Origin of the sequence: Burkholderia sp. SRS-25, assembly GCF_004343765.1 — a bacterium.
Lineage (GTDB): Bacteria > Pseudomonadota > Gammaproteobacteria > Burkholderiales > Burkholderiaceae > Burkholderia > Burkholderia contaminans.
This window is the reverse complement of record NZ_PTXM01000004.1, coordinates 61,688-83,742: the sequence shown is the minus strand read 5'-3', so window position 1 is coordinate 83,742 and position 22,055 is coordinate 61,688. Positions and strand designations below refer to the sequence as shown.

22 protein-coding genes are annotated in these 22,055 nt (G+C 64.3%); 11 read left to right on the top strand and 11 right to left on the bottom strand.

The features are described 5' to 3' along the window. Positions 1 to 16: 16 nt before the first annotated feature. Complete coding sequence (locus C5O79_RS38015) at positions 17 to 181, bottom strand: hypothetical protein (RefSeq protein WP_163009064.1); 165 nt, start codon at positions 179 to 181, stop codon at positions 17 to 19. Between the two features lie 67 nt (positions 182 to 248). Between C5O79_RS38015 and C5O79_RS04990 the strand changes: the two genes are divergently transcribed. From C5O79_RS04990 to C5O79_RS04975, 4 genes are all read left to right on the top strand, one after another. Then, a complete protein-coding gene (locus C5O79_RS04990; RefSeq protein WP_122477861.1) occupies positions 249 to 938 on the top strand; it encodes a hypothetical protein in 690 nt (229 codons plus the stop codon). Then, complete coding sequence (locus C5O79_RS04985) at positions 926 to 1,627, top strand: hypothetical protein (protein WP_131931223.1); 702 nt, start codon at positions 926 to 928, stop codon at positions 1,625 to 1,627. The genes C5O79_RS04990 and C5O79_RS04985 overlap by 13 nt, the downstream gene beginning before the upstream one ends. Before the next feature lie 201 nt (positions 1,628 to 1,828). Then, on the top strand, positions 1,829 to 2,143 hold the full coding sequence (locus C5O79_RS04980; protein WP_046546935.1) for a hypothetical protein: 315 nt from the start codon (positions 1,829 to 1,831) through the stop codon (positions 2,141 to 2,143). A gap of 466 nt (positions 2,144 to 2,609) precedes the next feature. Next, positions 2,610 to 3,980 (top strand): MFS transporter, encoded by a 1,371-nt coding sequence (locus C5O79_RS04975; protein ID WP_122477863.1) that lies wholly within the window; start codon positions 2,610 to 2,612, stop codon positions 3,978 to 3,980. Between the two features lie 204 nt (positions 3,981 to 4,184). On the opposite strand, the gene C5O79_RS04970 is transcribed toward C5O79_RS04975, so the two are convergent. After that, the gene (locus C5O79_RS04970; RefSeq protein WP_236862419.1) at positions 4,185 to 4,346 is read right to left on the bottom strand and encodes a hypothetical protein; all 162 of its coding nucleotides are present in this window, start codon (positions 4,344 to 4,346) and stop codon (positions 4,185 to 4,187) included. A gap of 458 nt (positions 4,347 to 4,804) precedes the next feature. Here C5O79_RS04970 and C5O79_RS04965 point away from each other — a divergent pair, with 458 nt between their 5' ends. Further along, positions 4,805 to 5,461, top strand: coding sequence for a hypothetical protein (locus tag C5O79_RS04965; RefSeq protein ID WP_122477866.1), 657 nt, complete (start codon positions 4,805 to 4,807; stop codon positions 5,459 to 5,461). A gap of 298 nt (positions 5,462 to 5,759) precedes the next feature. After that, complete coding sequence (locus C5O79_RS04960) at positions 5,760 to 6,431, top strand: hypothetical protein (protein WP_047853312.1); 672 nt, start codon at positions 5,760 to 5,762, stop codon at positions 6,429 to 6,431. A gap of 83 nt (positions 6,432 to 6,514) precedes the next feature. Here C5O79_RS04960 and C5O79_RS04955 read toward each other — a convergent pair whose 3' ends face one another. Then, positions 6,515 to 7,705 (bottom strand): WG repeat-containing protein, encoded by a 1,191-nt coding sequence (locus C5O79_RS04955; RefSeq protein ID WP_163009065.1) that lies wholly within the window; start codon positions 7,703 to 7,705, stop codon positions 6,515 to 6,517. Between the two features lie 147 nt (positions 7,706 to 7,852). On the opposite strand from C5O79_RS04955, the gene C5O79_RS04950 reads away from it, so the two are divergent. Next, positions 7,853 to 8,539 carry an HAD family hydrolase gene (locus C5O79_RS04950; RefSeq protein WP_047853310.1) on the top strand — a complete coding sequence of 229 codons (687 nt, stop codon included), beginning with the start codon at positions 7,853 to 7,855 and terminating at the stop codon, positions 8,537 to 8,539. An 85-nt stretch (positions 8,540 to 8,624) separates the two neighbouring features. Here C5O79_RS04950 and gabD read toward each other — a convergent pair whose 3' ends face one another. Next, positions 8,625 to 10,094 carry an NADP-dependent succinate-semialdehyde dehydrogenase gene (gabD, locus tag C5O79_RS04945; RefSeq protein WP_046546181.1) on the bottom strand — a complete coding sequence of 490 codons (1,470 nt, stop codon included), beginning with the start codon at positions 10,092 to 10,094 and terminating at the stop codon, positions 8,625 to 8,627. A 92-nt stretch (positions 10,095 to 10,186) separates the two neighbouring features. Further along, on the bottom strand, positions 10,187 to 11,470 hold the full coding sequence (locus C5O79_RS04940) for a 4-aminobutyrate--2-oxoglutarate transaminase (protein ID WP_083266220.1): 1,284 nt from the start codon (positions 11,468 to 11,470) through the stop codon (positions 10,187 to 10,189). Positions 11,471 to 11,596: 126 nt separating this feature from the next. On the opposite strand from C5O79_RS04940, the gene C5O79_RS04935 reads away from it, so the two are divergent. Beyond that, the gene (locus C5O79_RS04935) at positions 11,597 to 13,108 is read left to right on the top strand and encodes a PLP-dependent aminotransferase family protein (protein WP_131931221.1); all 1,512 of its coding nucleotides are present in this window, start codon (positions 11,597 to 11,599) and stop codon (positions 13,106 to 13,108) included. Between the two features lie 201 nt (positions 13,109 to 13,309). On the opposite strand, the gene C5O79_RS04930 is transcribed toward C5O79_RS04935, so the two are convergent. Beyond that, the gene (locus C5O79_RS04930; RefSeq protein WP_047852562.1) at positions 13,310 to 14,146 is read right to left on the bottom strand and encodes a DMT family transporter; all 837 of its coding nucleotides are present in this window, start codon (positions 14,144 to 14,146) and stop codon (positions 13,310 to 13,312) included. A gap of 115 nt (positions 14,147 to 14,261) precedes the next feature. Between C5O79_RS04930 and selD the strand changes: the two genes are divergently transcribed. From selD to C5O79_RS04915, 3 genes are all read left to right on the top strand, one after another. Next, positions 14,262 to 15,326, top strand: coding sequence for a selenide, water dikinase SelD (gene selD, locus C5O79_RS04925; RefSeq protein ID WP_124494291.1), 1,065 nt, complete (start codon positions 14,262 to 14,264; stop codon positions 15,324 to 15,326). Positions 15,327 to 15,400: 74 nt separating this feature from the next. Next, positions 15,401 to 15,991, top strand: coding sequence for a LysE family transporter (locus C5O79_RS04920; RefSeq protein WP_039367897.1), 591 nt, complete (start codon positions 15,401 to 15,403; stop codon positions 15,989 to 15,991). Positions 15,992 to 16,238: 247 nt separating this feature from the next. Next, positions 16,239 to 17,318 carry a purine nucleoside permease gene (locus C5O79_RS04915; RefSeq protein ID WP_131931219.1) on the top strand — a complete coding sequence of 360 codons (1,080 nt, stop codon included), beginning with the start codon at positions 16,239 to 16,241 and terminating at the stop codon, positions 17,316 to 17,318. A gap of 124 nt (positions 17,319 to 17,442) precedes the next feature. On the opposite strand, the gene C5O79_RS04910 is transcribed toward C5O79_RS04915, so the two are convergent. From C5O79_RS04910 to ceoR, 5 genes are all read right to left on the bottom strand, one after another. Further along, entirely contained in the window at positions 17,443 to 18,210 is a 768-nt protein-coding gene (locus C5O79_RS04910) for a hypothetical protein (RefSeq protein ID WP_047851236.1), read from the bottom strand. A gap of 13 nt (positions 18,211 to 18,223) precedes the next feature. Continuing rightward, positions 18,224 to 18,910, bottom strand: a complete 687-nt coding sequence (locus C5O79_RS04905; protein WP_081421143.1) for a M35 family metallo-endopeptidase — start codon at positions 18,908 to 18,910, stop codon at positions 18,224 to 18,226. 61 nt (positions 18,911 to 18,971) lie between these two features. After that, positions 18,972 to 19,535, bottom strand: coding sequence for a PAAR domain-containing protein (locus C5O79_RS04900; RefSeq protein ID WP_236862345.1), 564 nt, complete (start codon positions 19,533 to 19,535; stop codon positions 18,972 to 18,974). A 753-nt stretch (positions 19,536 to 20,288) separates the two neighbouring features. Next, positions 20,289 to 20,582 (bottom strand): DUF4148 domain-containing protein, encoded by a 294-nt coding sequence (locus tag C5O79_RS04890; protein ID WP_047851234.1) that lies wholly within the window; start codon positions 20,580 to 20,582, stop codon positions 20,289 to 20,291. A gap of 407 nt (positions 20,583 to 20,989) precedes the next feature. Further along, the gene (ceoR, locus tag C5O79_RS04885) at positions 20,990 to 21,994 is read right to left on the bottom strand and encodes a putative multidrug efflux transcriptional regulator CeoR (RefSeq protein WP_122476918.1); all 1,005 of its coding nucleotides are present in this window, start codon (positions 21,992 to 21,994) and stop codon (positions 20,990 to 20,992) included. Between the last annotated feature and the right edge of the window lie 61 nt (positions 21,995 to 22,055).

Here is a 22,055-nt window from a genome sequence, read left to right as displayed (position 1 = left end):
GCTCACGCACATCACGTCAGCAATCGGAGATACGAGTCGAACCGCGCAGCGGATGCACGGTTGAACACTTCATCGCGGACAGATCCGCGATCCAGGGAATGCCGAGGGTGTCGACAACCGTGCCCATCTTCAATCGCCACTGCATCCGTTCTCGCTCCGCCACCGTATCTGCAAATGTCATCCAGCCAAGGTGCTTGGCGTCCCACCTCGGGAAATGGCGTCGCGATGGCATTCAGTGGAGACAACTCATGAAGCTTTTCATCGGTATCGTCGTTGCCGCAGCGGCGCCGTTCGCGCTCAGCGCTTGCGGAGGCGGAGATGACATTGCTCCCGTGCCAGCGCAACATCCGGAGAATCAGGCCATCTGGGCCGCGCTCGGCGGTGATTCGGCGGCCCCCGGCGTGGTGGCAGGCGTGGTCAATGCGGCTGTCGCAGGCCTTTTGGCGGACCCGGTCGAAGCGCCCTATTTTGCGGCTGTAACAGGTAATGCGAGCCACAGCAGTGCAGCCCATGACACGCCAGCACGGCTTGAAGCATGTCTCACGCTGCAGTTCGAATCGCTCCTCGGCGGTCCGTACACCTACCCTGGTCCCGTCAAGGTGGCCGGAGACATCGACGCCCAGCCGGAGATGTGCCAGGACATGACGGCTGCCCATAACGACGTCGGCGTTCCAGGCTGCGTGTTCGACCAGTTCATGGTGGATCTCGTCGCGACGCTGCAAAGCAAACTCTCGGCCGCGGACTTTGCCGCTCTGACGTCGACGACAAATGGAACGTACACGCTCACCGAGAAAAACTCAGCCGGCATCTTGGTCGGCACAAAGTTTCAATTCAGTACGGTACCCACCCTCTTCAACCTGCGTAGTACGATCATCAGCGCCACACCCGGCGGCCCGGTGTATCTTCCGCCGACGGTTGCAACATCATGTACGGGCTGACGGCGGTGCGAAGGACCCACGTGATCGCGTGGGTCGCTGCGGCAATTTCCGTGAGTGTTGCCGGGATCGGCTGGTTGCACACGACACAAGGGCGACGGCTCCTCACCGAGCTCGGCGTGAAGTGTCCAGTTGATTCCGTCGATTCCCGAACGGTGCTGTCGATTCGAAACAAAGCCATTTTGCAGGAGAAGGGTGTATCAGCGGCCGCCCACCGCCCTGCGTTCGGCCTGCAGCTCGATCGCAGTACGGAAGCAGAAGTATCGGAACGAATGTCGCGATACAACGCGCAGTGCCTCGAATTGTCGCGAGGCTTGCGCTACCTGCGCTGTCGAGGCGTGCCTGCCCAATCGCTCGGCTCGAATGGCCCACCCGTGAGCGAGATATGGTTCAGTTTCGCGCCGGATCACACGTTGATGGCCATCAATGTGTACCGTCGCGACATGTCCGCAGATGAAACACGACGGAGCTGGCAGATCGCCGTCCGGAATCTGCACGATGCGCTCGGCGCACCGACATCCGTGTCTGGAGATACCACGCTGGAATCGCTGATAGGCAAACCCGTGGCGGTTGCACGGGTGAGCTACGCCTATTCGGATTACGTAGCGACAGTCACCGCATCCCACCTGCCATACGGGGGGCTGGCAGTCCGCGAACAGTACATGTCTACCGCGGTCAGGCAAGCGGGATAAACCGGGCGCGTGAACACGATGCTCGATGCCGCACAGGTACAACGAGAAACGGATCAAGATCTCGCTTGGCGCGCTCAGTCAGATTGAATACAGTGAAGGCCTCGGGCTGACGACACAAACCAGTCTAGGAATTCCGCCGCGCGACGCTCGGTCAATCCTCGCGCGGCGTTAGAATAGCGCCCCTTCTCACAGGAGACGAAAATGTCCTGGTTCGTTTACGAAGTGCCCGAATACCACGAAGACGCTGCGCGCATCGAGCCCTTCAGTGACCTGCGTAGCCGTGTGCTGCAAATCAGTGGCCCGGCCATGGCCGACGAACTGGAAAGCGTTCGCGAGAACGCCGCGGCGACGGTCGACAGCCCCGAGCGCCCGCTGCGTACGCCGGAAAATCCGCATGTCTTTCCGATCCCTTACGCCGACTCCATGATCCTGGTCGGGTTCATCTTCGATCTGAAACGCGAATTCCGGCAACTGGTCGTGTCACCCGTGGAAATGCCCTGGTTGAAAGACGCATAAATGGTGAGCAGGCCTGGTCGGTCCACCGCCGATCACCTCGATCGCATAGCCGCTTGCCTCTGTTTTCCGACTTGCCTTTCCAGTACTGCGATAGCTTCACGCACGCTATCGCCCATTGTCTGAATATCTGCGGCCGTCACCCGCGCGCGCGTATTGCGCATGCGGATCAGCCGGATCGGCATCGCCGCGCCGACGGTCGCGCGGTGCGAGCCGTAACGGCGTCAGGTGCGGTCGTCGAATGCTCGGTGATAATCCATTCGGCGGACCTACGTGCATACAACTCGAACCTCACACCGACCTCATGGCTGCCACGGCGGATGATGGTTAAACCTCATGTCATGATATTCAAGGATGACTGAATGAAGACCCCGAGCGGCGAGGTAGCCATTCGCAGCTCGCGCTTGCCGGAACCTGTCGCGGGGCGTATGGTTGATTTCTCTATCGCCCTTTTCCGGGAGATATCAAGATGGCTGCCATGCAATCCGCGGCCCCGCCCCTCTCCGACGAGGAAGCCCGGCGCCAGTTACGCCGCGCCGTCATCGCCAGCACGATTGGCACCACGATCGAATGGTACGACTTCTTCCTCTACAGCACGGTCACCGGCCTGGTCTTCGCAAAGCTGTACTTTCCGCAATCCCACCCACTGGTCGGTACGCTGCAGGCGTTCCTGATCTATGCCGTCGGCTTTGCCGCACGGCCGGTCGGCGCGGCGATCTTCGGCCATTACGGCGACCGCATCGGACGCAAGGCCACACTGATCGTGACCCTGTTGCTGATGGGGCTCGCCACCTTCGCCGTGGCCTTCGTTCCGACCTTCGCCGCGATCGGCATCTGGGGCGCAGTGATCCTCACGGTATTGCGTTTCATCCAGGGCGTCGGCGTGGGCGGCGAATGGGGTGGCTCCGTCCTGATGTCGATGGAGTGGGCGCGCACCAACGCGCATCGCGGCTTCGTCGCGTCGTGGCCGCAGTTCGGCGTGCCGGCGGGCTTGTTTCTCGCCAACCTTGCCGTGCTGGCCATGAGCTGGTTTTCCGGCAACGCATTCCTGACGTGGGGCTGGCGCGTGCCGTTCTTCCTCAGCGTCGTGCTGGTCGCGATCGGGCTCTATATCCGCCTGAATATTCTCGAGACGCCGATCTTCGCGAAGCTGCTGGCCGAGCGCCGGATCGAGAAGACACCGATGCTCGAAGTGCTGCGCAAGCAGCCGAGGGATATCGTGCTGTCGGCGTTTGCGCGGATGGCCGAACAGGCGCCGTTCTACATCTACACGGCGTTCGTGTTCACTTACGGGATCACGGCGCTGGGCGTCACGCGTGAACTGCTGCTGGCGGCGGTGCTGGCCGCATCCGTGGTCGAGTTCTTCACCATTCCGCTGTTCGGGCACGTGTCGGATCTGATCGGCCGGCGGCGGATGTACATGATCGGTGCGGCCGCCGTCGGCGTGTTCGGATTCGTCTACTTCGCGATGGCCGATAGCCGGAATCCGGGATGGATCTTCGCAGCGATCGTATTGTCGCTGGTCCCGCATTCGATGATGTATGGACCGCAGGCTGCATTGATTGCCGAATCGTTCACAGGGCGGTTGCGGTATAGCGGCGCGTCGATGGGCTATCAGCTCGCGTCGGTCATTGCCGGCGGCCCGGCACCGCTGATCGCAACCGCGCTGTTTGCCTACTACCACTCGGGGTATGCGATCGCGGCGTACGTGCTGGTGTGTGCGGTGCTGAGCGTGGTCGCCGCATCCAAGCTCGGGGACTACACGAACAAGGATATTTCGCGGGAATACGACGATGCTCGGGGATTGGGGGATCACGGGCACGCGCCGCCGGTAACTTGACGAATGAGCCCGCTCAGGCCGGCGATGACGAGCAGCCGCAATCCCATCGCGTCAAGGGCGCGAGACGCAGGCCGAGACGTTCGCGATCCGGCGCTCGCCGTCCGGCGAGCGCGTTCCACCGGGATCGAAATGGGTAGAGCTGCCGGACGGCGAGATCGATGCTGTCGCGCAGTGCCTCGCCCGGCGTAACCTGGTTATCGCGGGTTATCGCTCGCTGACCTTCACGCGCGGCAGCCATTCGGCCCCGGCGCCCTGCGTGCCTTTCAGATGGGCGGGAATCGCGTCCTGTGCGTGCGCGCCGAGGCGACGTGCCGCCTCGGTGTCGAGATGCCGGCCGTCGAACGTCGATTGGCGACGGGTAATCATGTTGATGCGAAGTCGTTTTGCCGCCATGGTCGGTATTCCTTGAGAAACGGTACCTCGCCGACTGGCGAAGTGCCATAGATTTACGCGGGAAAGATGTCGCTGCGATGACGCGGCGCACGATGTCCCCGCCATTACATCGCTGCATCAGCGATCAGCGCCATCCCGTCCTACCTGCCGCAGCGCATCAAGATCCCAATGACCCGGCTCGGCGGCAGGCAGCTCATGATGGACAAGCAGCAATGCTTCGAGTTCAGTGTCCGCTTGCCGCCCGGCACGGGATCAGACAGAATCGCGACGATCGAATCGGACCGGACGTCTGCTGTGCGCGGCGCAGCGGATCTCAATTGGACGCGTCAATGCCTCCTTTAATCGAAGCCATCGTTGACTGGGCCACCGTCTCACTCGGCGGACTTGGTTTGCTCGCCATGATATTGGGTGTGTTGGCCCCGGACCGGTGGATGTTCGACGCCGGCTACGGATGCGTCCCCGACGGCCGGGATCTGGTCCTGTCGCCGCGCCGCGTGCGCATTAACCGCTTCGTCTGGTGGCTGCTCGGCTTGGGCTTCGGCACGCTGGGCCTGGCCTGTCTGATCGGCGTACCCGCGCTGGCCGGGCTCCTGACCGGAGACGAGCTGCATGCCTGGTACGAACGGCTCGGCCTCGGCATCACGGTGCTACTCCTCGTCGGCGTGGGCGTGCTGATGATCTGGATTGGCTGCAAGCTGATGCGCGCGCGCTGGTTCGGCGGCCCGCTGCGTGAAACCCGCTTCTGCTGGCGAGACGGGGAGCGCTGGATCGACGTCACCACGATGCGGCTGCTACGCAGGCCCGTGCGGCATACCTACGCGTGTCGCGATCTCGAGCGTTTGCTGATCGGCGTTCGCCGGAGTCTGGACGGTGCAGTCGTGGGTGGCTCGTGGACGACACTCCGGCAGGATCTTGTGCAACTCGTGCTCGTTTTTCGTGCCTGCCCGCCGATCGACCTGATGGGCCGGTTCAACGATGGCGCCGGTGCACGCCGCATGATCGACATGATCGGCACCTGGTGCGGCGTCGAAGTACGACGCGTCGAAGGCTTGCCGAACGTAACGCCGGTCAATTTCGACCGGATCTGACCTTGCCGGCCCGGTTTGGATTGGATCGCCGTTGTAATCGCGGTGATGCTACAGCGGCGGCAGCTTGTCGCTTGCCGGCTACGCCGGGATAGTTTCCGTTTCGCGCTTAACGCGCTCAAGACAAATACAACGGTTTCCCTTGGCGTCACCGGGTTCACGGGGATCCTGGGGAAAAGAGAGAGGGCCTCACCGATGCCGGTTTCCACGCGTTTTGATCGCAACGCATTCAGGGAATATCCGCTGGATGGCGCAGTGCTGCGCTTTCACCCTGCGACGGGGACGCACATCCGGATCGAGAATGCAGCGACGCGTGCCAGGTGAACTCGTCGAGGCTCGGCAATGGCTCGCCGCCTATGCGGCCGGCCGCCCGCTCGCCGCCGAGCTCGTATTTGACGACATGGATGAGACGGCCATGCTGGCAGTCATGAAGCGGCTCGGTGCGGAGATCGGTAGAACGCCAAGGCTCGCGGTGCATTTCGGATGGCGTGACGATGCCGGCCAGAAGGCGGTTCGATTCGCGCAAATGGTCGGAGAGGGGCAGACGAACGTCGCGGGCAAATGCGTATTGGTATCGGGACTCGAACGGCGCAAGCGGCTCGCCGTGCTGGCCTACCGACAGGGTGCGCATGTCAGCGCCATCGACGGCCGGGAAGTGCGCGTCAGCGCCTATCTTGCCGTGCCGGGCGCCAAGCCCCAAAAGGGCCGGCGTGCGGAAGCCGGCGAGATCGGGATTGGCCGGGTTCGCGACGCGCTCCACCAACGGTTTCCGGGTGGCATACGCATGGATGTCAGGGCGGGATATCGTCGAGGCACGGCCTACGTGAACATCGTCACCGCCGACCCCGGATACGCTTTCGCTCAGTTCGAGCAGCTTGCCGCGTCGTTGGGCGCAACGCTTTCCATCGGGGTGCACGAGGTCGATCCGCTGGCGTTTGCGGTTCGACGCGTGATCGCGGACGTACGATCCTGATCTGCCGTGCAACGCGTCGAACCCGCGCCGTCGCGATTTCCGAATTCGCTTACTTCGACGTCAGTCGATGCGAACCGGTCGAATCACGCGCGAACCTGCACGCCATCCTCGTCGAACGTGGTGACCGCACCGGTATCCGCATGCGTCACTTCATAGTGATATACCTTGTTGCCCTCACCCTGTTCGACCTCGTATGCCCGGATCTGCTCGCCCGGTAGTGTCCCGAGCCGCGCGAAGCGGCAGGTAAAGATCTCCGGCACGTCGTTGCCTGGGCGGAACGCAACGATCAGACCGATCGAATCCTCGATCGATGCGTACTCGTCCGGCAGACGCCATTGCCCTGACGCATCGATCACCCCCCATCGCTCGTGTTCGCGGGCTGCCCAGCAAGTGCCGCCTGAATGTTGCAACACGGTCAGTTCCGCGTAACGGCACGGGATGAGTTGCCCCCCGCTGCGATCCACCACCCCGTACTTGCCGTCGTTCAGCACGCGCGCATATTCCCCTCGCCAGAACGCCCATACGCGCTCGTACTGAAGCGGCGAAATCTCGTGCCCCTGGCTGTCGATATGTCCGTACCGGTCGCCTTGCCGAACGACGGCGACTTCCATCCAACTATCGAAGTCGATCTCGTCGTAGCGCGGCGGCACCAGCACTTCGCCCGTGATCGCCATGATGCCCATCTTTTCGTCTTGCTCGAACACTTCGATCTGCTCGTAGTAGATCGAAGTCAACGGTTCCCACCCGTAGTCGTAGTGGTCCTGGTTGATCAGTTCGCGAAAACTGGCGACCTCTTCTGCCGCCAGGCCCTCGCACTGGTCGAGCATGGCAGGATCGTCGGCCTCGATCGCGTGCTCGATCCTCGCGTTGTCGCGCTGGATACGCGCCAGCAGTGCCTGGGCCTGTTCGACATGCGGTGCGACCGACAGGTTGAACACATCCCAGCCGTTCAGGTGAAAGTAGCGGTGGACGGCGCGATTCCCGAGAAATGCCAATATCTTGCGCTTCGCTTCGCGGAATGCGTCGAGATCGTCGATCAGGCGGTCGGCGTGGCGCTCCAGAAACGCATACAACCGGGCCATCAGCGCCTTGCCGCCTTCGCTTTCCGCGTAAATGCCGTCATCGTCGCCGGTATCCCTGCAACGATTACGCGCAAGGAATGGCGCCGCCGCGAGCAGCGGACTCAACACCGTCGGGAAGTCGTAGTTCCACTCGACCATGTTCAGGCATGGTGTATCGGCCGGACCAATGTCGTGGAGGTTGAACATGTACATGCGATGCGCCATCGGAGTTCCTTGTTATGAGTGATGCGTTGGCATTCAGCGGCCCGGGTGCTTATGATAGCCGCTCAGTAGTCCACTGATCGAACCGGCCGGTCGGTTCCGAAAAGACAGCAAGCCGTTCCTTTCCGATGTCATTCAATGAAAACCGAACACATACTTGTTTTGGATATCGACGGCACGTTGACGGATTCGGTTGCCATGCATCAGTCTGCGTTCCTGGCGGCGCTGCTTGCGTTGAACCTGCCTGCCCTCGACACTGACTGGGGGCGTTATCCGCATCACACCGACACGGGAATCCTCGCGCACGCACTATCGTCCAACGGCTGGAGCCCAATGGATGCATCGGCTGTCGCTGCCTTCGAGCAGGACATCGACCGTCATTTCGTGGATGCACTTTCCCGTCAGGAACTCCAGGAAATCCCTGGCGCCGGCAGGTTTGTTCGGGAGGCGATGGCTTCGGGTTGGGGAGTCGTCTTCGCGACAGGCGGCATACGGCGCGTCAGCGAGCGGAAACTGCAGGCCGTCAGGATTCCGTTTGACGACCACCTGCTGGTAACGGCGTCCGAGTACCCGTCACGGACGGATCTCGTTGCCGCTGCCGTCGAACGTGCGCGGGAATACCACGGCGTCGAATCAGCTTGCCGGACTGTTTCCGTCGGGGACGGGCTCTGGGATCTTGAAGTCGCCGATCATCTCGGCCTCGAATTCATCGGTATCGGCATGCCGCCGAAAGCGGACGTTTTGACCACGCGCGGGGCGGTTGTCTTTCCCGATTTCGATGATGACCGGCTTGCCGAACGGCTTGGGATCGCAACGGCTCACTGAGAAACATGGCAGTCACTCAGGACATGGCTTGTCCGCGCAGACTGCGCGCCAGATTGCTCCGGCGACGCAGTTGCGATTGCACGAATCAAACCGCCAGGCACAGATACTTGATGACGACGTAGTCGTCGATGCCGTAGTGCGAGCCTTCGCGGCCGAGGCCCGACTGCTTCACGCCACCGAACGGCGCGACTTCGTTCGAGATCAGGCCCGTGTTCACGCCGACCATCCCGTATTCGAGCGCTTCCGCCACCTTCCACACGCGGCCGATGTCGCGGCTGTAGAAGTACGCGGCCAGGCCGAACTCGGTGTCGTTCGCGAGGCGGATCACTTCGTCGTCGCTGCCGAACTTGAACAGCGGCGCGAGCGGCCCGAACGTCTCTTCCTTCGCGACCTTCATCGCCGGCGTGACACCCGTCAGCACGGTCGGCTCGAAGAAGCCGTGGCCGAGCGCGTGGCGCTTGCCGCCCGTCACGACGGTCGCGCCCTTCGCGAGCGCGTCCTCGATGTGTGCCTCGACCTTCAGCACCGCGGCTTCGTTGATCAGCGGACCTTGCGTGACGCCCGGCTCCGTGCCGCGGCCCACCTTCAGCTGGCCGACGGCCGCCGCGAGCTTCTGCGCGAACTGGTCGTACACGGCTTCATGCACGTAGAAACGGTTCGTGCACACGCAGGTCTGGCCGCTGTTGCGGTACTTCGACGCGATCGCGCCTTGCACGGCCGCATCGAGATCCGCATCATCGAACACGATGAACGGCGCGTTGCCGCCGAGTTCGAGCGACACCTTCTTGACCGTCGCCGCGCACTGCGACATCAGCAGGCGGCCGACCGGCGTCGAGCCGGTGAACGACAGCTTGCGCACGATCGGGTTCGACGTCAGTTCGCCGCCGATTGCCTTCGGGTCGCCCGTGACGACGCTGAACACGCCCGCCGGCACGCCCGCGCGCTCGGCCAATACGGCCATCGCGAGTGCGGAGAACGGCGTCGCTTCAGCCGGCTTCACGACGATCGGGCAACCGGCCGCGAGCGCCGGGCCGACCTTGCGCGTGATCATCGCCGCCGGGAAGTTCCACGGCGTGATCGCCGCGCACACGCCGATCGCTTCCTTCGTCACGACGATGCGCTTGTCGCTCGCCGGCGTCGGGATCGTGTCGCCGTACACGCGCTTGCCTTCTTCCGCGAACCATTCGAGGAACGACGCGGCATAGCCGATCTCGCCCTTCGCTTCGGCCAGCGACTTGCCCTGCTCGGTGGTCAGGATCAGCGCGAGGTCGTCGGCGTTTTCCATCATCAGGTCGTGCCACTTGCGCAGGACGACCGCGCGTTCCTTTGCCGTCTTCTTGCGCCACGCCGGCCATGCGGCGTTCGCGGCTTCGATCGCGTGACGCGTCTCGGCCGTGCCCATTGCCGGCACCGTGCCGAGCAGGCCGCCCGTCGCCGGGTTGCGGACGTCGAACGTCTCGCCGTTCGTCGCGCCTTGCCATTCGCCGTTGACGTACGCCTGCTGGCGGAACAGCGACGGGTCTTTCAGTGCCAGGGTTTCCTGAACCGTGCTCATATGAATCACCTGCTTCGAATAGGACGGATGAAACGACCGCCGCCGTCACGAAGACGGCGGCGGCGCAATCAGTTGATGAAGTCGACGGACACTCAGGCCGGCACGCCGACCGTTTCCTTCAGCACTTCCTCGAGGATCACGAGCGCTTCGTCGAACACGGCTTGCGGGATCGTCAGCGGGAACAGGAAGCGCACGACGTTCGAGTACACGCCGCACACGAGCAGCAGCAGGCCGCGCTCGAGCGCACGCGTCTGCACGCGCTTCGTGAATTCCGCATCCGGCTCGCCCGAGCCCGGCTTCAGGAACTCGACCGCGATCATCGCGCCCGGGCCGCGCACGTCGGCGATCTGCGGCACGTCGGCCTGCAGTGCGTTCAGCTTCGCCTTCAGCACGTCGCCCAGTTGCGTCGCGCGCTCGCACAGCTTCTCTTCGTCGATGATCTCGAGCACCGCGTGTGCCGATGCGACGGCCAGCGGGTTGCCCGCGTACGTGCCGCCGAGGCCGCCGGGCGCTGCCGCGTCCATCACGTCCGCACGGCCGACGACGCCCGACAGCGGCATGCCGCCTGCAAGGCTCTTCGCCATCGTGATCAGGTCGGCCAGCACGTCGTAGTGCTGCATCGCGAACAGCTTGCCGGTACGCGCGAAGCCCGTCTGCACTTCGTCGGCGATCAGCAGGATGCCGTGCTCGTTACAGATCTTGCGCAGCGCGCGCACGAACTCGGCCGGCGCCGGGTTGAAGCCGCCTTCGCCCTGGACCGGTTCGAAGATGATCGCGGCGACGCGCTTCGGATCGATGTCGGCCTTGAACAGCATCTCGATCGCCTTGATCGAGTCGGCGGTCGTCACGCCGTGCACGGCGTTCGGGTACGGAGCGTGGAACACGTCGCCCGGGAACGGGCCGAAGTTCAGCTTGTACGGGGCGACCTTGCCGGTCAGCGCCATGCCCATCATCGTGCGGCCGTGGAAACCGCCCGAGAAGGCGATGACGCCCGGACGGCCGGTCGCTGCGCGCGCGATCTTGATCGCGTTCTCGACGGCTTCCGCGCCGGTCGTGAAGAACGCGGTCTTCTTCGGGAAATCGCCCGGCGCGCGGTCGTTGATCTTTTCAGCCAGCTCGACGTACGACGCGTACGGGACGATCTGGTAAGCGGTGTGCGTGAAGTTGTTCAGCTGATCCGCGATCGCCTTGACGATCTTCGGGTGGCGGTGGCCGGTGTTCAGCACCGCGATGCCGGCGGCGAAATCGATGAAGCGGCGGCCTTCGACATCCCACAGTTCCGCGTTCTCGGCGCGGGCTGCGTAGAAATCGCACATCACGCCAACGCCGCGCGGGGTGGCGGCGTTCTTGCGGGCCTGCAGGTCGGCATTCTTCACGGTCATCTCCTTGATGTTCTGTCCGGTGGGATAAAAAACGGCCGCATTGGCAGCCCATGGAGGCGACTATAATCACATTTGGCTCTGGCAATCAGAGCCATTTCAATAAATATTCAGGAGCCAATCATGCGCGCGAGCGTGTTGTCGGACTGGCTGGCGCAGCGCCTCGTGCGCGGCGGCGAACAGCCGATCTACCGGCAGCTTCACCGGCTGCTGCAACAGGCGATCCTGTCGCGCGAACTGCCGGCCGGCACGCGCGTGCCGTCGTCACGGCTCCTGGCCGCCGAGCTCGGGATCGCGCGCAACACGGTCACGCAGGTTTACGAACAGCTTGCGCTCGAAGGCTACGTGAACTCGGCAACCGGCCGCGGCACGTTCGTCGCCGACAGCGCGCCGGACGAGATCGTCGGTGCGCCGATCGACGCGGCGGCCGCGCGCCCGGCGCTCGTGCAAGCTTCCGCGCGGAGGCTGTCCGCTCGCGGCACGCGCCTCGTCGAAGGCGCAGGTGTATCGAAACGGCAGGGCGGCGCGTTCATGCCGGGCGTGCCCGATGTGTCGCGATTTCCGGCGCGCGTGTGGACGCGGCTGCACAACAAATACTGGCGGCGCTTGCGTCCCGACCTGCTGACCTACGCGCCGGGCGGCGGGCTCGCGCTGCTGCGCGAGGCGCTGGCCGACTACCTGCGCACGTCGCGCTCGGTGCGCTGCACGCCCGAGCAGATCGTGATCACGACCGGCATTCACCAGTCGATCGACCTCGCGGTGCGGCTGCTGACCGACCCGGGCGACGCGATCTGGACCGAGGATCCGTGCTACTGGGGCGTGCGCAGCGTGCTGAACGTGTCGGGGCTGACGACGCGGCCGATTCCGGTCGACGACGAAGGCATCGCGCCGTCGGCCGCCGATCTCGCCGAACCGCCGAAGCTGATGCTCGTCACGCCGTCGCACCAGTATCCGCTCGGGATGGTGATGAGCCTCGCGCGGCGGCGGATGCTGCTCGAATACGCGCGCCAGCACGGCTGCTGGATCATCGAGGACGACTACGACAGCGAATTCCGCTACGGCAGCCGGCCGCTCGCGTCGCTGCAGGGGCTCGATACGGCCGGGCAGGTGATCTATGTCGGCAGTTTCGGCAAGACGCTGTTCCCGGGGCTGCGGGTCGGCTACCTGGTCGCGCCGGAGCCGCTCGCGGAAAGTTTCGCGACCGCCAGCGCCGAGCTGTATCGCGAAGGGCAGTTGCTGCAGCAGGCGGTGCTGGCCGAATTCATCGCGGAAGGGCACTTCGTGTCGCACATCCGCAAGATGCGCACGTTGTATGGGCAGCGGCGCGAGGTGCTGCTCGACGCGGTTGCTCGGCGCTACGGCAACACGCTGCACGCGCTCGGCAGCGATGCGGGGCTGCATCTGGTCACGCAGTTGCCGGAAGGCGTCGACGATCGCGCGGTCGCGCAGGCCGCGCTCGAACGCAATATCGTCGTGCGGCCGTTGTCGGGGTATTACGCGGATCGCGAACGTGCGGCGCCGGGCTTGCTGCTCGGCTATGCGTGCGTGCCGGAGGACGAGATCGCGACCGCGTTCGCGACGCTCGCCGAGGCGATCGACGAGCGGGCGTTCGGCAAGACGGTCGAGGTGGCTTGAGCGGCGTGCTCGATTGCAGCCTTGCTTCCTGATGTTTGCTGTCGGGGCTGGCGGAATCGCTCTCTCCGCAGTGCGGGGGGAATCCGCCGCTTGCGGCCTCCGGAACCTCGATACCGATCCACGCCGCAGACGACGGCGTCACGTTAGCCCGTGCGAGCAGCGTCGAGAATGGCGGCCGCTCGACGCGGATCCGCGCGCCGGCTACAGCCGGATCAGCGCCGCGCCCGCCACCACCAGCGCGCACGCGGCGAGCCGCTGCGCGCCGGGCCGCTCGCGCATCACGAGCCAGCCGATCGCGACCGCGAAGATCGAGCTCGTTTCGCGCAGCGCCGATACCGTCCCGACCGGCAAGTACCGGTACGCGAGGATCACGATGCCGTACGCGGCGAGCGAGATGGTGCCGGCGATCGCGCCCTGCGTGAGCGCGGTGCGCGAGCCGAGCACCGCGCGCGGGCCGCCCCGCACCGCGCACACGAGCACGAACTGCGGCACGCTCCACAGCACGTACACCCATGCGATGTAGCCGAGCGCGCTGCCGGACACGCGCGAGCCGATGCCGTCGCAGATCGAATAGGCGGCGATGAACACGCCCGTGAGCAGCGCAAACGGCACGCCTTCGCCGGAGAACCTGAAGCCGCGCCGCAGTGCGAGCGACATGATGCCGAACGACACGAGCACGATGCCCGCGAAGCCGAACGGCGTCGGCCGCTCGTGCAGAATCGCGAGCGCCAGTACCGACACGAGCAGCGGAGAAATCCCGCGTGCGATCGGGTAGATCTGCCCGAATTCGCCGCTGCGGTACGCGCGCGCCAGCGTGAAGCAGTACGCGACCTCGAGCACGGCCGACCCGGCGATATACGGCCACGCGGCAGGCGCCGGCGCGGGCAGCAGTGCGACGCCGGCGACGCCGAACACGAAATACGGCAGCGACATCGTGCCGAGCTGGACGAGCCGGTCTTCGCTGACGTGGAGGAATGCATTCCAGATCGCGTGAAGCAACGCGGAGCACAGCACGAGGCCGATGAAGAGGTGGTCCATGAACGAACGGGCGGACAGGATCGCGAGCAGAGGGGGCGCGGTCATTATGTGGGTATCGGGCGCACTCGCAAGGAATTGTCGATAATGGCGTGTTGTTATTCACCGGATGCCGACCATGACCGAAGCCACCCAAGCCCAGCCTGCCGTTCCGCGCCTCACGAGCCTCTCACACGGTGGCGGCTGCGGCTGCAAGATTGCGCCTGGCGTGCTGTCCGAACTGCTGAAGCGCGCGACGCCGCCCGCGCTGTTCCCGGATCTGCTGGTCGGCACCGAGACGTCCGACGACGCGGCCGTCTACCGCCTCAACGACGAGCAGGCGATCGTCGCGACCACCGACTTCTTCATGCCGATCGTCGACGATCCGTTCGACTTCGGCCGCATCGCCGCGACCAACGCGCTGTCCGACGTCTATGCGATGGGCGGCAAGCCGATCCTCGCGCTCGCGCTGGTCGGCATGCCGATCAACGTGCTGCCGCACGAGACGATCGCGGCCGTGCTGCGCGGCGGCGAATCGGTGTGCGCGGACGCCGGCATCCCGGTCGCGGGCGGCCATTCGATCGATTCGGTCGAGCCGATCTACGGGCTCGCGGCGATCGGCGTCGTGCATCCGTCGCGCGTGAAGCGCAATGCGGCTGCGCGCGCGGGCGACGTGCTCGTGCTCGGCAAGCCGCTCGGCGTCGGCGTGTTGTCCGCCGCGCTGAAAAAGAACCAGCTCGATGCCGATGGCTATGCGCAGATGGTCGCGACGACCACCAAGCTGAACCGGCCGGGCACCGAGCTCGCCGCGCTGCCGGGCGTGCACGCGCTGACCGACGTCACGGGCTTCGGGCTGCTCGGCCATACGCTCGAGCTGGCGCGTGGTGCGCACCTCACCGCACGCGTGCACTATGCGTCGCTGCCGTGGCTCGCGGGCGTCGAGGCGTTCGTCGCCGACGGCGTGTTCACCGGCGCGTCGGGCCGCAACTGGGCCGCGTACGGCGCGGACGTGCAACTGGCCGCTACGCTGCCGCCCGTCGCGCAGGCACTGCTGACCGACCCGCAGACGTCGGGCGGCTTGCTGGTCGCGTGCGCGGCGGAGGCCGTCGACGACGTGCTCGCGTGCTTCCGTGCCGACGGCTTCGACCGCGCGGGCGTGATCGGCGAGATGGTGGACGGGCCTGCACGCGTCGACGTCGCGTGACGTTCAAGCGGCATACAGGATTTTTTTGCGGTCGCTAGAATCGATGCCTTCCATCGAGAAGGCATCCACGACCGATGAACGACTTCCTGTTCGGGCTGATGATCGCGCTGTCGGTCGGGCCCGTTGCGCTGATGATCGCGAACTACGGGATGCGCGCCGGCACCGCAAGCGGCGTGCGCGCGGCGGTGGGTGTCGCGACGGCCGACGGCTGTTATGCGGTTATCGCGTTCACGCTCGGCGCGATGCTCGCGAGCACGCTCGCCGCGCATCTGTTGCTGTTTCGTCTGGTCGGCGCGCTCGTGCTGCTCGCGATGGGCGCGCGGATGCTGTGGCAGGCGCTGCGGGATCGCCGCCGCACGCTCGACGGTGATGCGCGGCCGCCAGGCAGCCGCCCGTTTTCATCGATGTTCTTCGTCACGCTGGCGAACCCGCTCACGATCCTGTTGTTCTATGGCTATGCAACGGCTGCCGCCGGTGCGCACCGGCACTGGCTGCTTGGTGCCGCGTGCGTGTTTGCCGGCAGCCTCGCCGGGCAGCTCGTGTTCGCATTCGGCGGCAGCGTGATCGGCAGGATCGTGAAGTCGCCGGGGCTGCTCGCCGCGAGCCATGTGGTCGCGGCGCTTGTCGTGCTGGGTTACGGCGTGGCGGGGCTGGCGCGGTTGTAGCAGTTCGCCGGGTCGCACGCGTGCAAGTGCGATCGACGTGCCGGTGTCGGGCAACCGGATAGTATTCCTGATGGTGTGTCGACGCACGAAGACCATTTGCTTCGTCATTCCCGCGTGCTCCGGACCTGCACTGACGCACCATTGCCGTTTCGTAGTCGGGTTCCGCATCGGGCACGCGCGTTTTATACTCCGACGCGCAGTCTACGAGAGCCGTTCTCACCCAACATCATTGAAACAAGGAACGCCGATGCTGACTCGCTCCATTCTTTCCGCCGCTGCATTCTCGCTCGCAGCCTGTGCGACCGCGCCGTCGATCGCGCAGGATAACCAGGGCAACAACGCGGGCAACAATGCATTCGCCGAGACCGGTGCACAGGGCCGCCCGGTCAAGGTCATGATCATCACGATGTTCGGTCCGGAGGGCCAGGCCTGGCTCGACCGGATCGGCCCGTGGCGCGACATCGCCGTGCCCGGCCTGTCGCCCGACTATCCGAACGTGCATTGCAACAAGCAGGACGTCTGCGTGGTCACGACCGGCATGGGCTACGCGAACGCGTCGGCGACGATCATGGCGCTCACGTTTTCGCAGCGCTTCGATCTGCGCCGCACGTACTTCCTGATCTCCGGCATCGCGGGTGTCGATCCTGCGCAAGGCACGGTCGGTTCGGCCGCGTGGTCGAAATACCTCGTCGATTTCAGCCTGCAGTGGGAGCTCGATGCACGCGAGATTCCGGCCGGCTGGAATACGGGCTTCCTCGGCATCAACACGAAGAGCCCGAACGACAAGCCGCCGCTCGACTATCGCACCGAGGTGTTCCAGCTCAACCCGCAGCTGACCGACGCCGCCGTCGCGCTGTCGCGCAACGTCGTGCTCGCCGACAGCGCGCAGGCGCAGGCCGCACGCGCGAAGTTCAACTACGCGCCGGCGAACCGGCCGCCGACGGTGATCCAGTGCGACACGTCATCGGGCAACACGTGGTTCTCGGGCACGCTGGTCGGCGAGCGCGCGCGCCAGTGGACCAAGATCCTGACCGACGGCAAGGGCACGTACTGCATGACCGCGCAGGAAGACAACGCGACGTATGAAGCGCTCAAGCGCGCGGCGAGCGTGAAGCGGGTCGACCTGTCGCGCGTCGCGGTGCTGCGCACCGGGTCCGATTTCGACCGGCCGTATGCAGGGCAGACGAGTGCCGACAACCTGCTGAACTACGCGGACCAGGGCGGCTTCGCCCCGGCGACCGAAAACCTGTATCGCGCGGGCAATCCGCTTGTACAGGACATCGTGACGCACTGGGGCGAATGGCGTGATGGGGTGCCGCGCCGTTGAGCTGATTTGATCCGATGGGACGGTGCAGATTGATGTGCAGTCCCGTCGATCAAGTGGGCCGGATGGGCCTCCGGTAGCGGAGGAGGCGACCGCGCCGCCGGCGATGAGCAAAGGTCGGGGTCTGCTACGGCGTCGGCCTGTCCGGTCTCTCGATCCTGACTTCGATTTTCGTGTATTCGGGCCCCAATAACTGCACGGGCCCGGTTCGACCACGTTCATCGGTCATGCCCGAATATCGGGCGGCGCTCGTGCTGATCCGATAGCAGGTCCGTGCGAGCGGCCGCTTTTGATCATCCAGAAGCGTCAGCGGGTTATCGTTCGTCCGTTCGGTCCAGCGCGTGGTGGTCACGACGCGGGTGCGCGCAGGGGCAGGATCGTCGCCGCACGTCAGACGGTCGGCATCCGGAGGCGGCCCGGGTGTGGCAGGTGTTATTGCGTAGCTGGCGACTCCCTCCAGCCCCGGCGTGTTGCAAAGTTGCTGACATCCGGCCGGTGGACATTTCGGAACGAATTGCACCCAGATTTGCTTCGCGCTGTCGGCGTCGAGCTCGCCGTCCTTGCGAGCGAAGATCCGTTCTTGTACGTAGACATCGTCCGGTGCCATACCGAGTTCGACGAGAAAAGATTTCATCTGTTCGCCACGTTGCCTGGCCAATTGAGCCGGCTTGTGCTCCCATTCGTATGCAAGCGCATCGATCGTGGCCATCACGCCTTCCTGTGTCCACTCTCGCGCCGTCAGATAGTGCCTGACGAGGCTGAGCCTCGCGCTGTTGCCTATCTCGGTCGAGTTCAACGGCAACTGCATGCTGTCGGTGAGCAGGACTTTGCACGCGTTTGCTTGCACCGGGCCAAGCAAAAGGGCAATCAGCAAGGAGACGAAGGTACGCTTCATGGATTCGGCCTGGTTAGCGAGCAAGAATGAACCACGCAATGCTGTCCGCATTGCCTAAAGCATCGTTGGGATGGTGTTTGGCGAAATGCATGCATGCGGTCCGCCCATACGCACCCGAATGGTCGACCGCGTTGAACGTGTCCTCGAAGTGAGTGCACTCGTGCACGATCGTCAGTTGCTGCGAGGACAGGTTTCCGGCCGAACGCTCCGGGAGTGAACAGAACGGGAGACTGATGGCGATGGTATGGGTAGACGTATCGGGACGGCACACATGAGCGACTTCCGCATCGAGATTTTTCATATTGGGTAGACAGCCGGTGGCGCGGTCGGCATCTGATCCAGTGCGGACGAAGTTTCTGGCATCCAGCCTTGCCATGACGTCAGCCAGGGCGTCGAGTCCGTTTATCAGCGTGCGTCGGGTTTCGATGTCGGATGTGCCGAACCAGTCGATGACGCGTGCTTCGGTGGCGGGGCTCCATCGAGCCAGTTCCCGGATTCGCTGCCGCGTGATGGCGACAGCCTCGTCTCGCAATTCGAGCATCCGCTTTCTGAACGTCGAGTCCGTCATGTTCGGGCATATCGGCGGTCCGTCGAGCGATAGCGGTATGGAAACGACGGAGTCGCGGATCGTGTTGACCGATACGGTTGCAATGCGGATCCATTCTTCATCGTTCGTTGCGTCGGGATCGTTCAAAGGCATGGGCTTTCCTGACAGGGAAGGAGCGCACATCCCGGCGTTGCGTGCCGGAATGCACGCGTATTCATCTGGCGGCAATGTCGAGATGGAGTTTGCCGTGGCTGGCGAGGCTGACACGTTGCGTGCAGCCTTCCATATCGGTCGTCCCGGTAATGACGGAATCAGGCGCGCTATCGGATGTGATTCGATAGCGGACGTTCTTCAACGGATGTCCTGTCGATTGGTCGAGTAACCGAAACTGCTCGTCGTACGCTGAATTGGGCGCAGACGGCTCGCGGGACGAGAGCGGAGTTCGGTTGTAGCCCGAGTGTCGTTCCAGGAAGATGCTGGAATCGCTTCCCGCCATCACGCGGTTCTTTCCGCAAGGGCACGACACGGAATCGCCATCGACGACGGCGTTGCGGCCGCCCTCGGAAATCCCCTTCCCCGTCCCGACAATGCTGAAATGACCGTCGCAGATGCCGCATGACGCGCGGTCTTCGCTGAGCGCTATATGTTTGCCGTGGTCGAACATCGTCGACGAGTGGGCGATGACATGCCCTCGCGTCGTGGTTGGGTCGCCATTGCGCACGACGGCTTTGCGTTGCCTTGCGCCATCCATTTCACGGGTATGAGCCGACGTAGTCATATGAGTCTCCATTCGGATATGACCGGAGCGCTCATGCTAAGGACTCGGTGCTTGCGGAGAACTCGCTGAAATGCGAACGACGCGACACCGATCGTTGGAAAGTGTGAAAGGGGAAGGCGATGATAGGGCGCGTTGGCGTTGTAAAGGCGAACCCGCGTGTATGACGTGCCGTGTCGGGAAGAGGATCAGAACAGCTGTGGGCAAGGGCCGGCGCGGCTGCCGGCAATAGGGCCTGCGCGCGAGAGGCACTTGTTACGCAAGTCTGCGTTGGTCAAGCGCTTGATTAAGGGACGGCAGGACCGGATTCCCGAATTCGGGGCGACCAATGTTAGCGATCGTGTCGACGAGACGACTTTTGCGTTGCCATCGCGGCACGCATGATCGGTGTTCGACAACGGACATCCCGGTTGCCCGCCGAATACGCGGGCAACCGGGATGGAACTTCGCCCCAGCAACCGAAAACCTGTATCGCACGGACAACCCGCTCGTGCAGGACATCGTCATGCACCGGGGCGAATGGCGCGACCGCGTGCCGCGCCGTTGACGGCTCAGCGGGGCGTCAGTGCGAATGCGGGGCCGAACGGAACGGTGTCCACACCGGCGTGGTGTCGTCCCAGTGATCGAGCGGCGAAGGGAGTTGATCGTTCATCATGTCCTCCTGCAACTAACTATCTAGCTGACTGACTCGGCGAGTCGTCGATGGATGATTCGGAACGCCGCGCGCGGGGCAACCCGTTGCGCGGCGTTGCGCGTTTACCGGCCTCCGCCGGCGAGCTGGTTGCTTTCCGGCATCGAGCGATACGGGCCTTGCGCCAGGTCGAGCCCTTGCGGATACGAATTGGCTTTGCGCAGGTACGCGAGCGTGCCGTCCTTGCGCGCTTGCTCGACTTCCGCGCTCACTTCGGCGCGGGTACGCGGGCCGTTGTGCTGCGAGTACCACGACGTGTTGCCGTAGTCGCCGGCGTGCGGGGTGCCGGAATCGGCGAAGGCCGGTGCGGACACGGCGAGCGTGAGGGCGAGGGCGGAGAGAAGATGGCGGCGGTTCATGGCGAGACTCCTGGAATTTCGGAGCTGGCGCTGGAGCGCTTACTCCGGTCCCGTCAAGCGGGATCTGTTCGATGCGCAACGAGGTGCGCGACAGGGTTTACTCTAGGTATCTGTTCCGTCGCGATAAATGCGGCAGATGCGAATTGAATTGTCGTGTCAGTGGAACAATCGACATCCGTACACCCGGCAGGGTTATGCGGAAATCGCTCGAACCCGCCTGCAGCGGGCCTCGCACGGGAGCGACGACGGCGCGCGGCGATGCCCGCGGACGATTGCGTCGCGTGGCACAAAGGTTTGCTGCGGATTCGGGAAGGATCGAGTGCGCCGGGCGGGAAATGGGGCGCGGAGGCGGGACGACACGCGGGCTGGCGGCCCGCGTGTGCGGTTCGGTTGCTCAGTTCAGGCGCTTACGCGACCCACTCGTTGATGACCGGCGTGTCGAGCGCCGGCGCGCGTTCGGCTTCCTCGAACGTGCGCTTGCTGCACGTCGCATCGAGGCTGCCCTTGCCGCTCAGTAACGGGCAGCGGTCGAATACCTCAGCGATCCAGTCGACGAACACGCGCACTTTCGGTGACAGATGGCGGCTGTGCGGATACACGACCGAGATCGGCATCGGCAGCGGCTTGACGCCCGGCAGCACTTCCTTGAGCCGGCCCTCGCGCAGGTGCGGCAGCACCATGAAGAGCGGCGGCTGGATCAGCCCGAAGCCTTCGATCCCGCAGGTCACGTACGCATCCGCGTCGTTGACCGACACGATGCTTTCCATCTTCATCTCGACTTCCTTGCCGTCGGTCAGGAACGTCCAGTCGATCGTGCGGCCGGTGCGGCTCGAGAAGTAGTTGACGGCCTTGTGCTGGTTCAGGTCGTCGATCGTCTGCGGCTCGCCGTGGCGCTCGAGATAGTCGGGCGACGCGACCGTCACGCATTCGAACAGGCCGACCCGGCGCGCGACGAGCGACGAGTCCTGCAGCGCGCCGACGCGGATCACGCAGTCGACCCCTTCCTGCAGCAGGTCGACCGGCCGGTCGGACAGGCCGAGCTGCAGGTCGATGTCCGGATAGCGCGTATGAAATTCGCACAGCGACGGAATCACGAGCAGCCGCCCGATCGAACCCGGCATGTCGATACGCAACTTTCCGTGCGGTTTCCGGTTGTTCGCCTGGAAGCTCGCCTCGGTTTCCTCGACGTCCGCGAGGATCCGCACGCATCGTTCGTAGTACGCGGCGCCGTCCGGCGTGAGCGACAGCCGGCGCGTGGTCCGGTGCATCAGCCGCACACCGAGGAATGCTTCGAGATTCTGGATGATCGTCGTGACGGACGCTCGCGGCAAGCTGAGCGTTTCTGCTGCCTTGGTGAAGCTGCTTGTATCGACGACGCGAGTAAACACCTGCATGGCCTGAAGCCGGTCCATCACAACCTCCGCAATCTAATGAGCCTCCGGAACGACAAGGCTGCGCTACCTCGTGGGTAAA

Bases quoted from the DNA above. Each gene is read 5' to 3' on its own strand.
- C5O79_RS38015 (WP_163009064.1), bottom strand. From the start codon at position 181: ATGACATTTGCAGATACGGTGGCGGAGCGAGAACGGATGCAGTGGCGA.
- C5O79_RS04990 (WP_122477861.1), top strand. From the start codon at position 249: ATGAAGCTTTTCATCGGTATCGTCGTTGCCGCAGCGGCGCCGTTCGCG.
- C5O79_RS04985 (WP_131931223.1), top strand. From the start codon at position 926: ATGTACGGGCTGACGGCGGTGCGAAGGACCCACGTGATCGCGTGGGTC.
- C5O79_RS04980 (WP_046546935.1), top strand. From the start codon at position 1,829: ATGTCCTGGTTCGTTTACGAAGTGCCCGAATACCACGAAGACGCTGCG.
- C5O79_RS04975 (WP_122477863.1), top strand. From the start codon at position 2,610: ATGGCTGCCATGCAATCCGCGGCCCCGCCCCTCTCCGACGAGGAAGCC.
- C5O79_RS04970 (WP_236862419.1), bottom strand. From the start codon at position 4,346: ATGATTACCCGTCGCCAATCGACGTTCGACGGCCGGCATCTCGACACC.
- C5O79_RS04965 (WP_122477866.1), top strand. From the start codon at position 4,805: ATGTTCGACGCCGGCTACGGATGCGTCCCCGACGGCCGGGATCTGGTC.
- C5O79_RS04960 (WP_047853312.1), top strand. From the start codon at position 5,760: ATGCAGCGACGCGTGCCAGGTGAACTCGTCGAGGCTCGGCAATGGCTC.
- C5O79_RS04955 (WP_163009065.1), bottom strand. From the start codon at position 7,705: ATGTACATGTTCAACCTCCACGACATTGGTCCGGCCGATACACCATGC.
- C5O79_RS04950 (WP_047853310.1), top strand. From the start codon at position 7,853: ATGAAAACCGAACACATACTTGTTTTGGATATCGACGGCACGTTGACG.
- gabD (WP_046546181.1), bottom strand. From the start codon at position 10,094: ATGAGCACGGTTCAGGAAACCCTGGCACTGAAAGACCCGTCGCTGTTC.
- C5O79_RS04935 (WP_131931221.1), top strand. From the start codon at position 11,597: ATGCGCGCGAGCGTGTTGTCGGACTGGCTGGCGCAGCGCCTCGTGCGC.
- C5O79_RS04930 (WP_047852562.1), bottom strand. From the start codon at position 14,146: ATGGACCACCTCTTCATCGGCCTCGTGCTGTGCTCCGCGTTGCTTCAC.
- selD (WP_124494291.1), top strand. From the start codon at position 14,262: ATGACCGAAGCCACCCAAGCCCAGCCTGCCGTTCCGCGCCTCACGAGC.
- C5O79_RS04920 (WP_039367897.1), top strand. From the start codon at position 15,401: ATGAACGACTTCCTGTTCGGGCTGATGATCGCGCTGTCGGTCGGGCCC.
- C5O79_RS04915 (WP_131931219.1), top strand. From the start codon at position 16,239: ATGCTGACTCGCTCCATTCTTTCCGCCGCTGCATTCTCGCTCGCAGCC.
- C5O79_RS04910 (WP_047851236.1), bottom strand. From the start codon at position 18,210: ATGAAGCGTACCTTCGTCTCCTTGCTGATTGCCCTTTTGCTTGGCCCG.
- C5O79_RS04905 (WP_081421143.1), bottom strand. From the start codon at position 18,910: ATGCCTTTGAACGATCCCGACGCAACGAACGATGAAGAATGGATCCGC.
- C5O79_RS04900 (WP_236862345.1), bottom strand. From the start codon at position 19,535: ATGACTACGTCGGCTCATACCCGTGAAATGGATGGCGCAAGGCAACGC.
- C5O79_RS04890 (WP_047851234.1), bottom strand. From the start codon at position 20,582: ATGAACCGCCGCCATCTTCTCTCCGCCCTCGCCCTCACGCTCGCCGTG.
- ceoR (WP_122476918.1), bottom strand. From the start codon at position 21,994: ATGGACCGGCTTCAGGCCATGCAGGTGTTTACTCGCGTCGTCGATACA.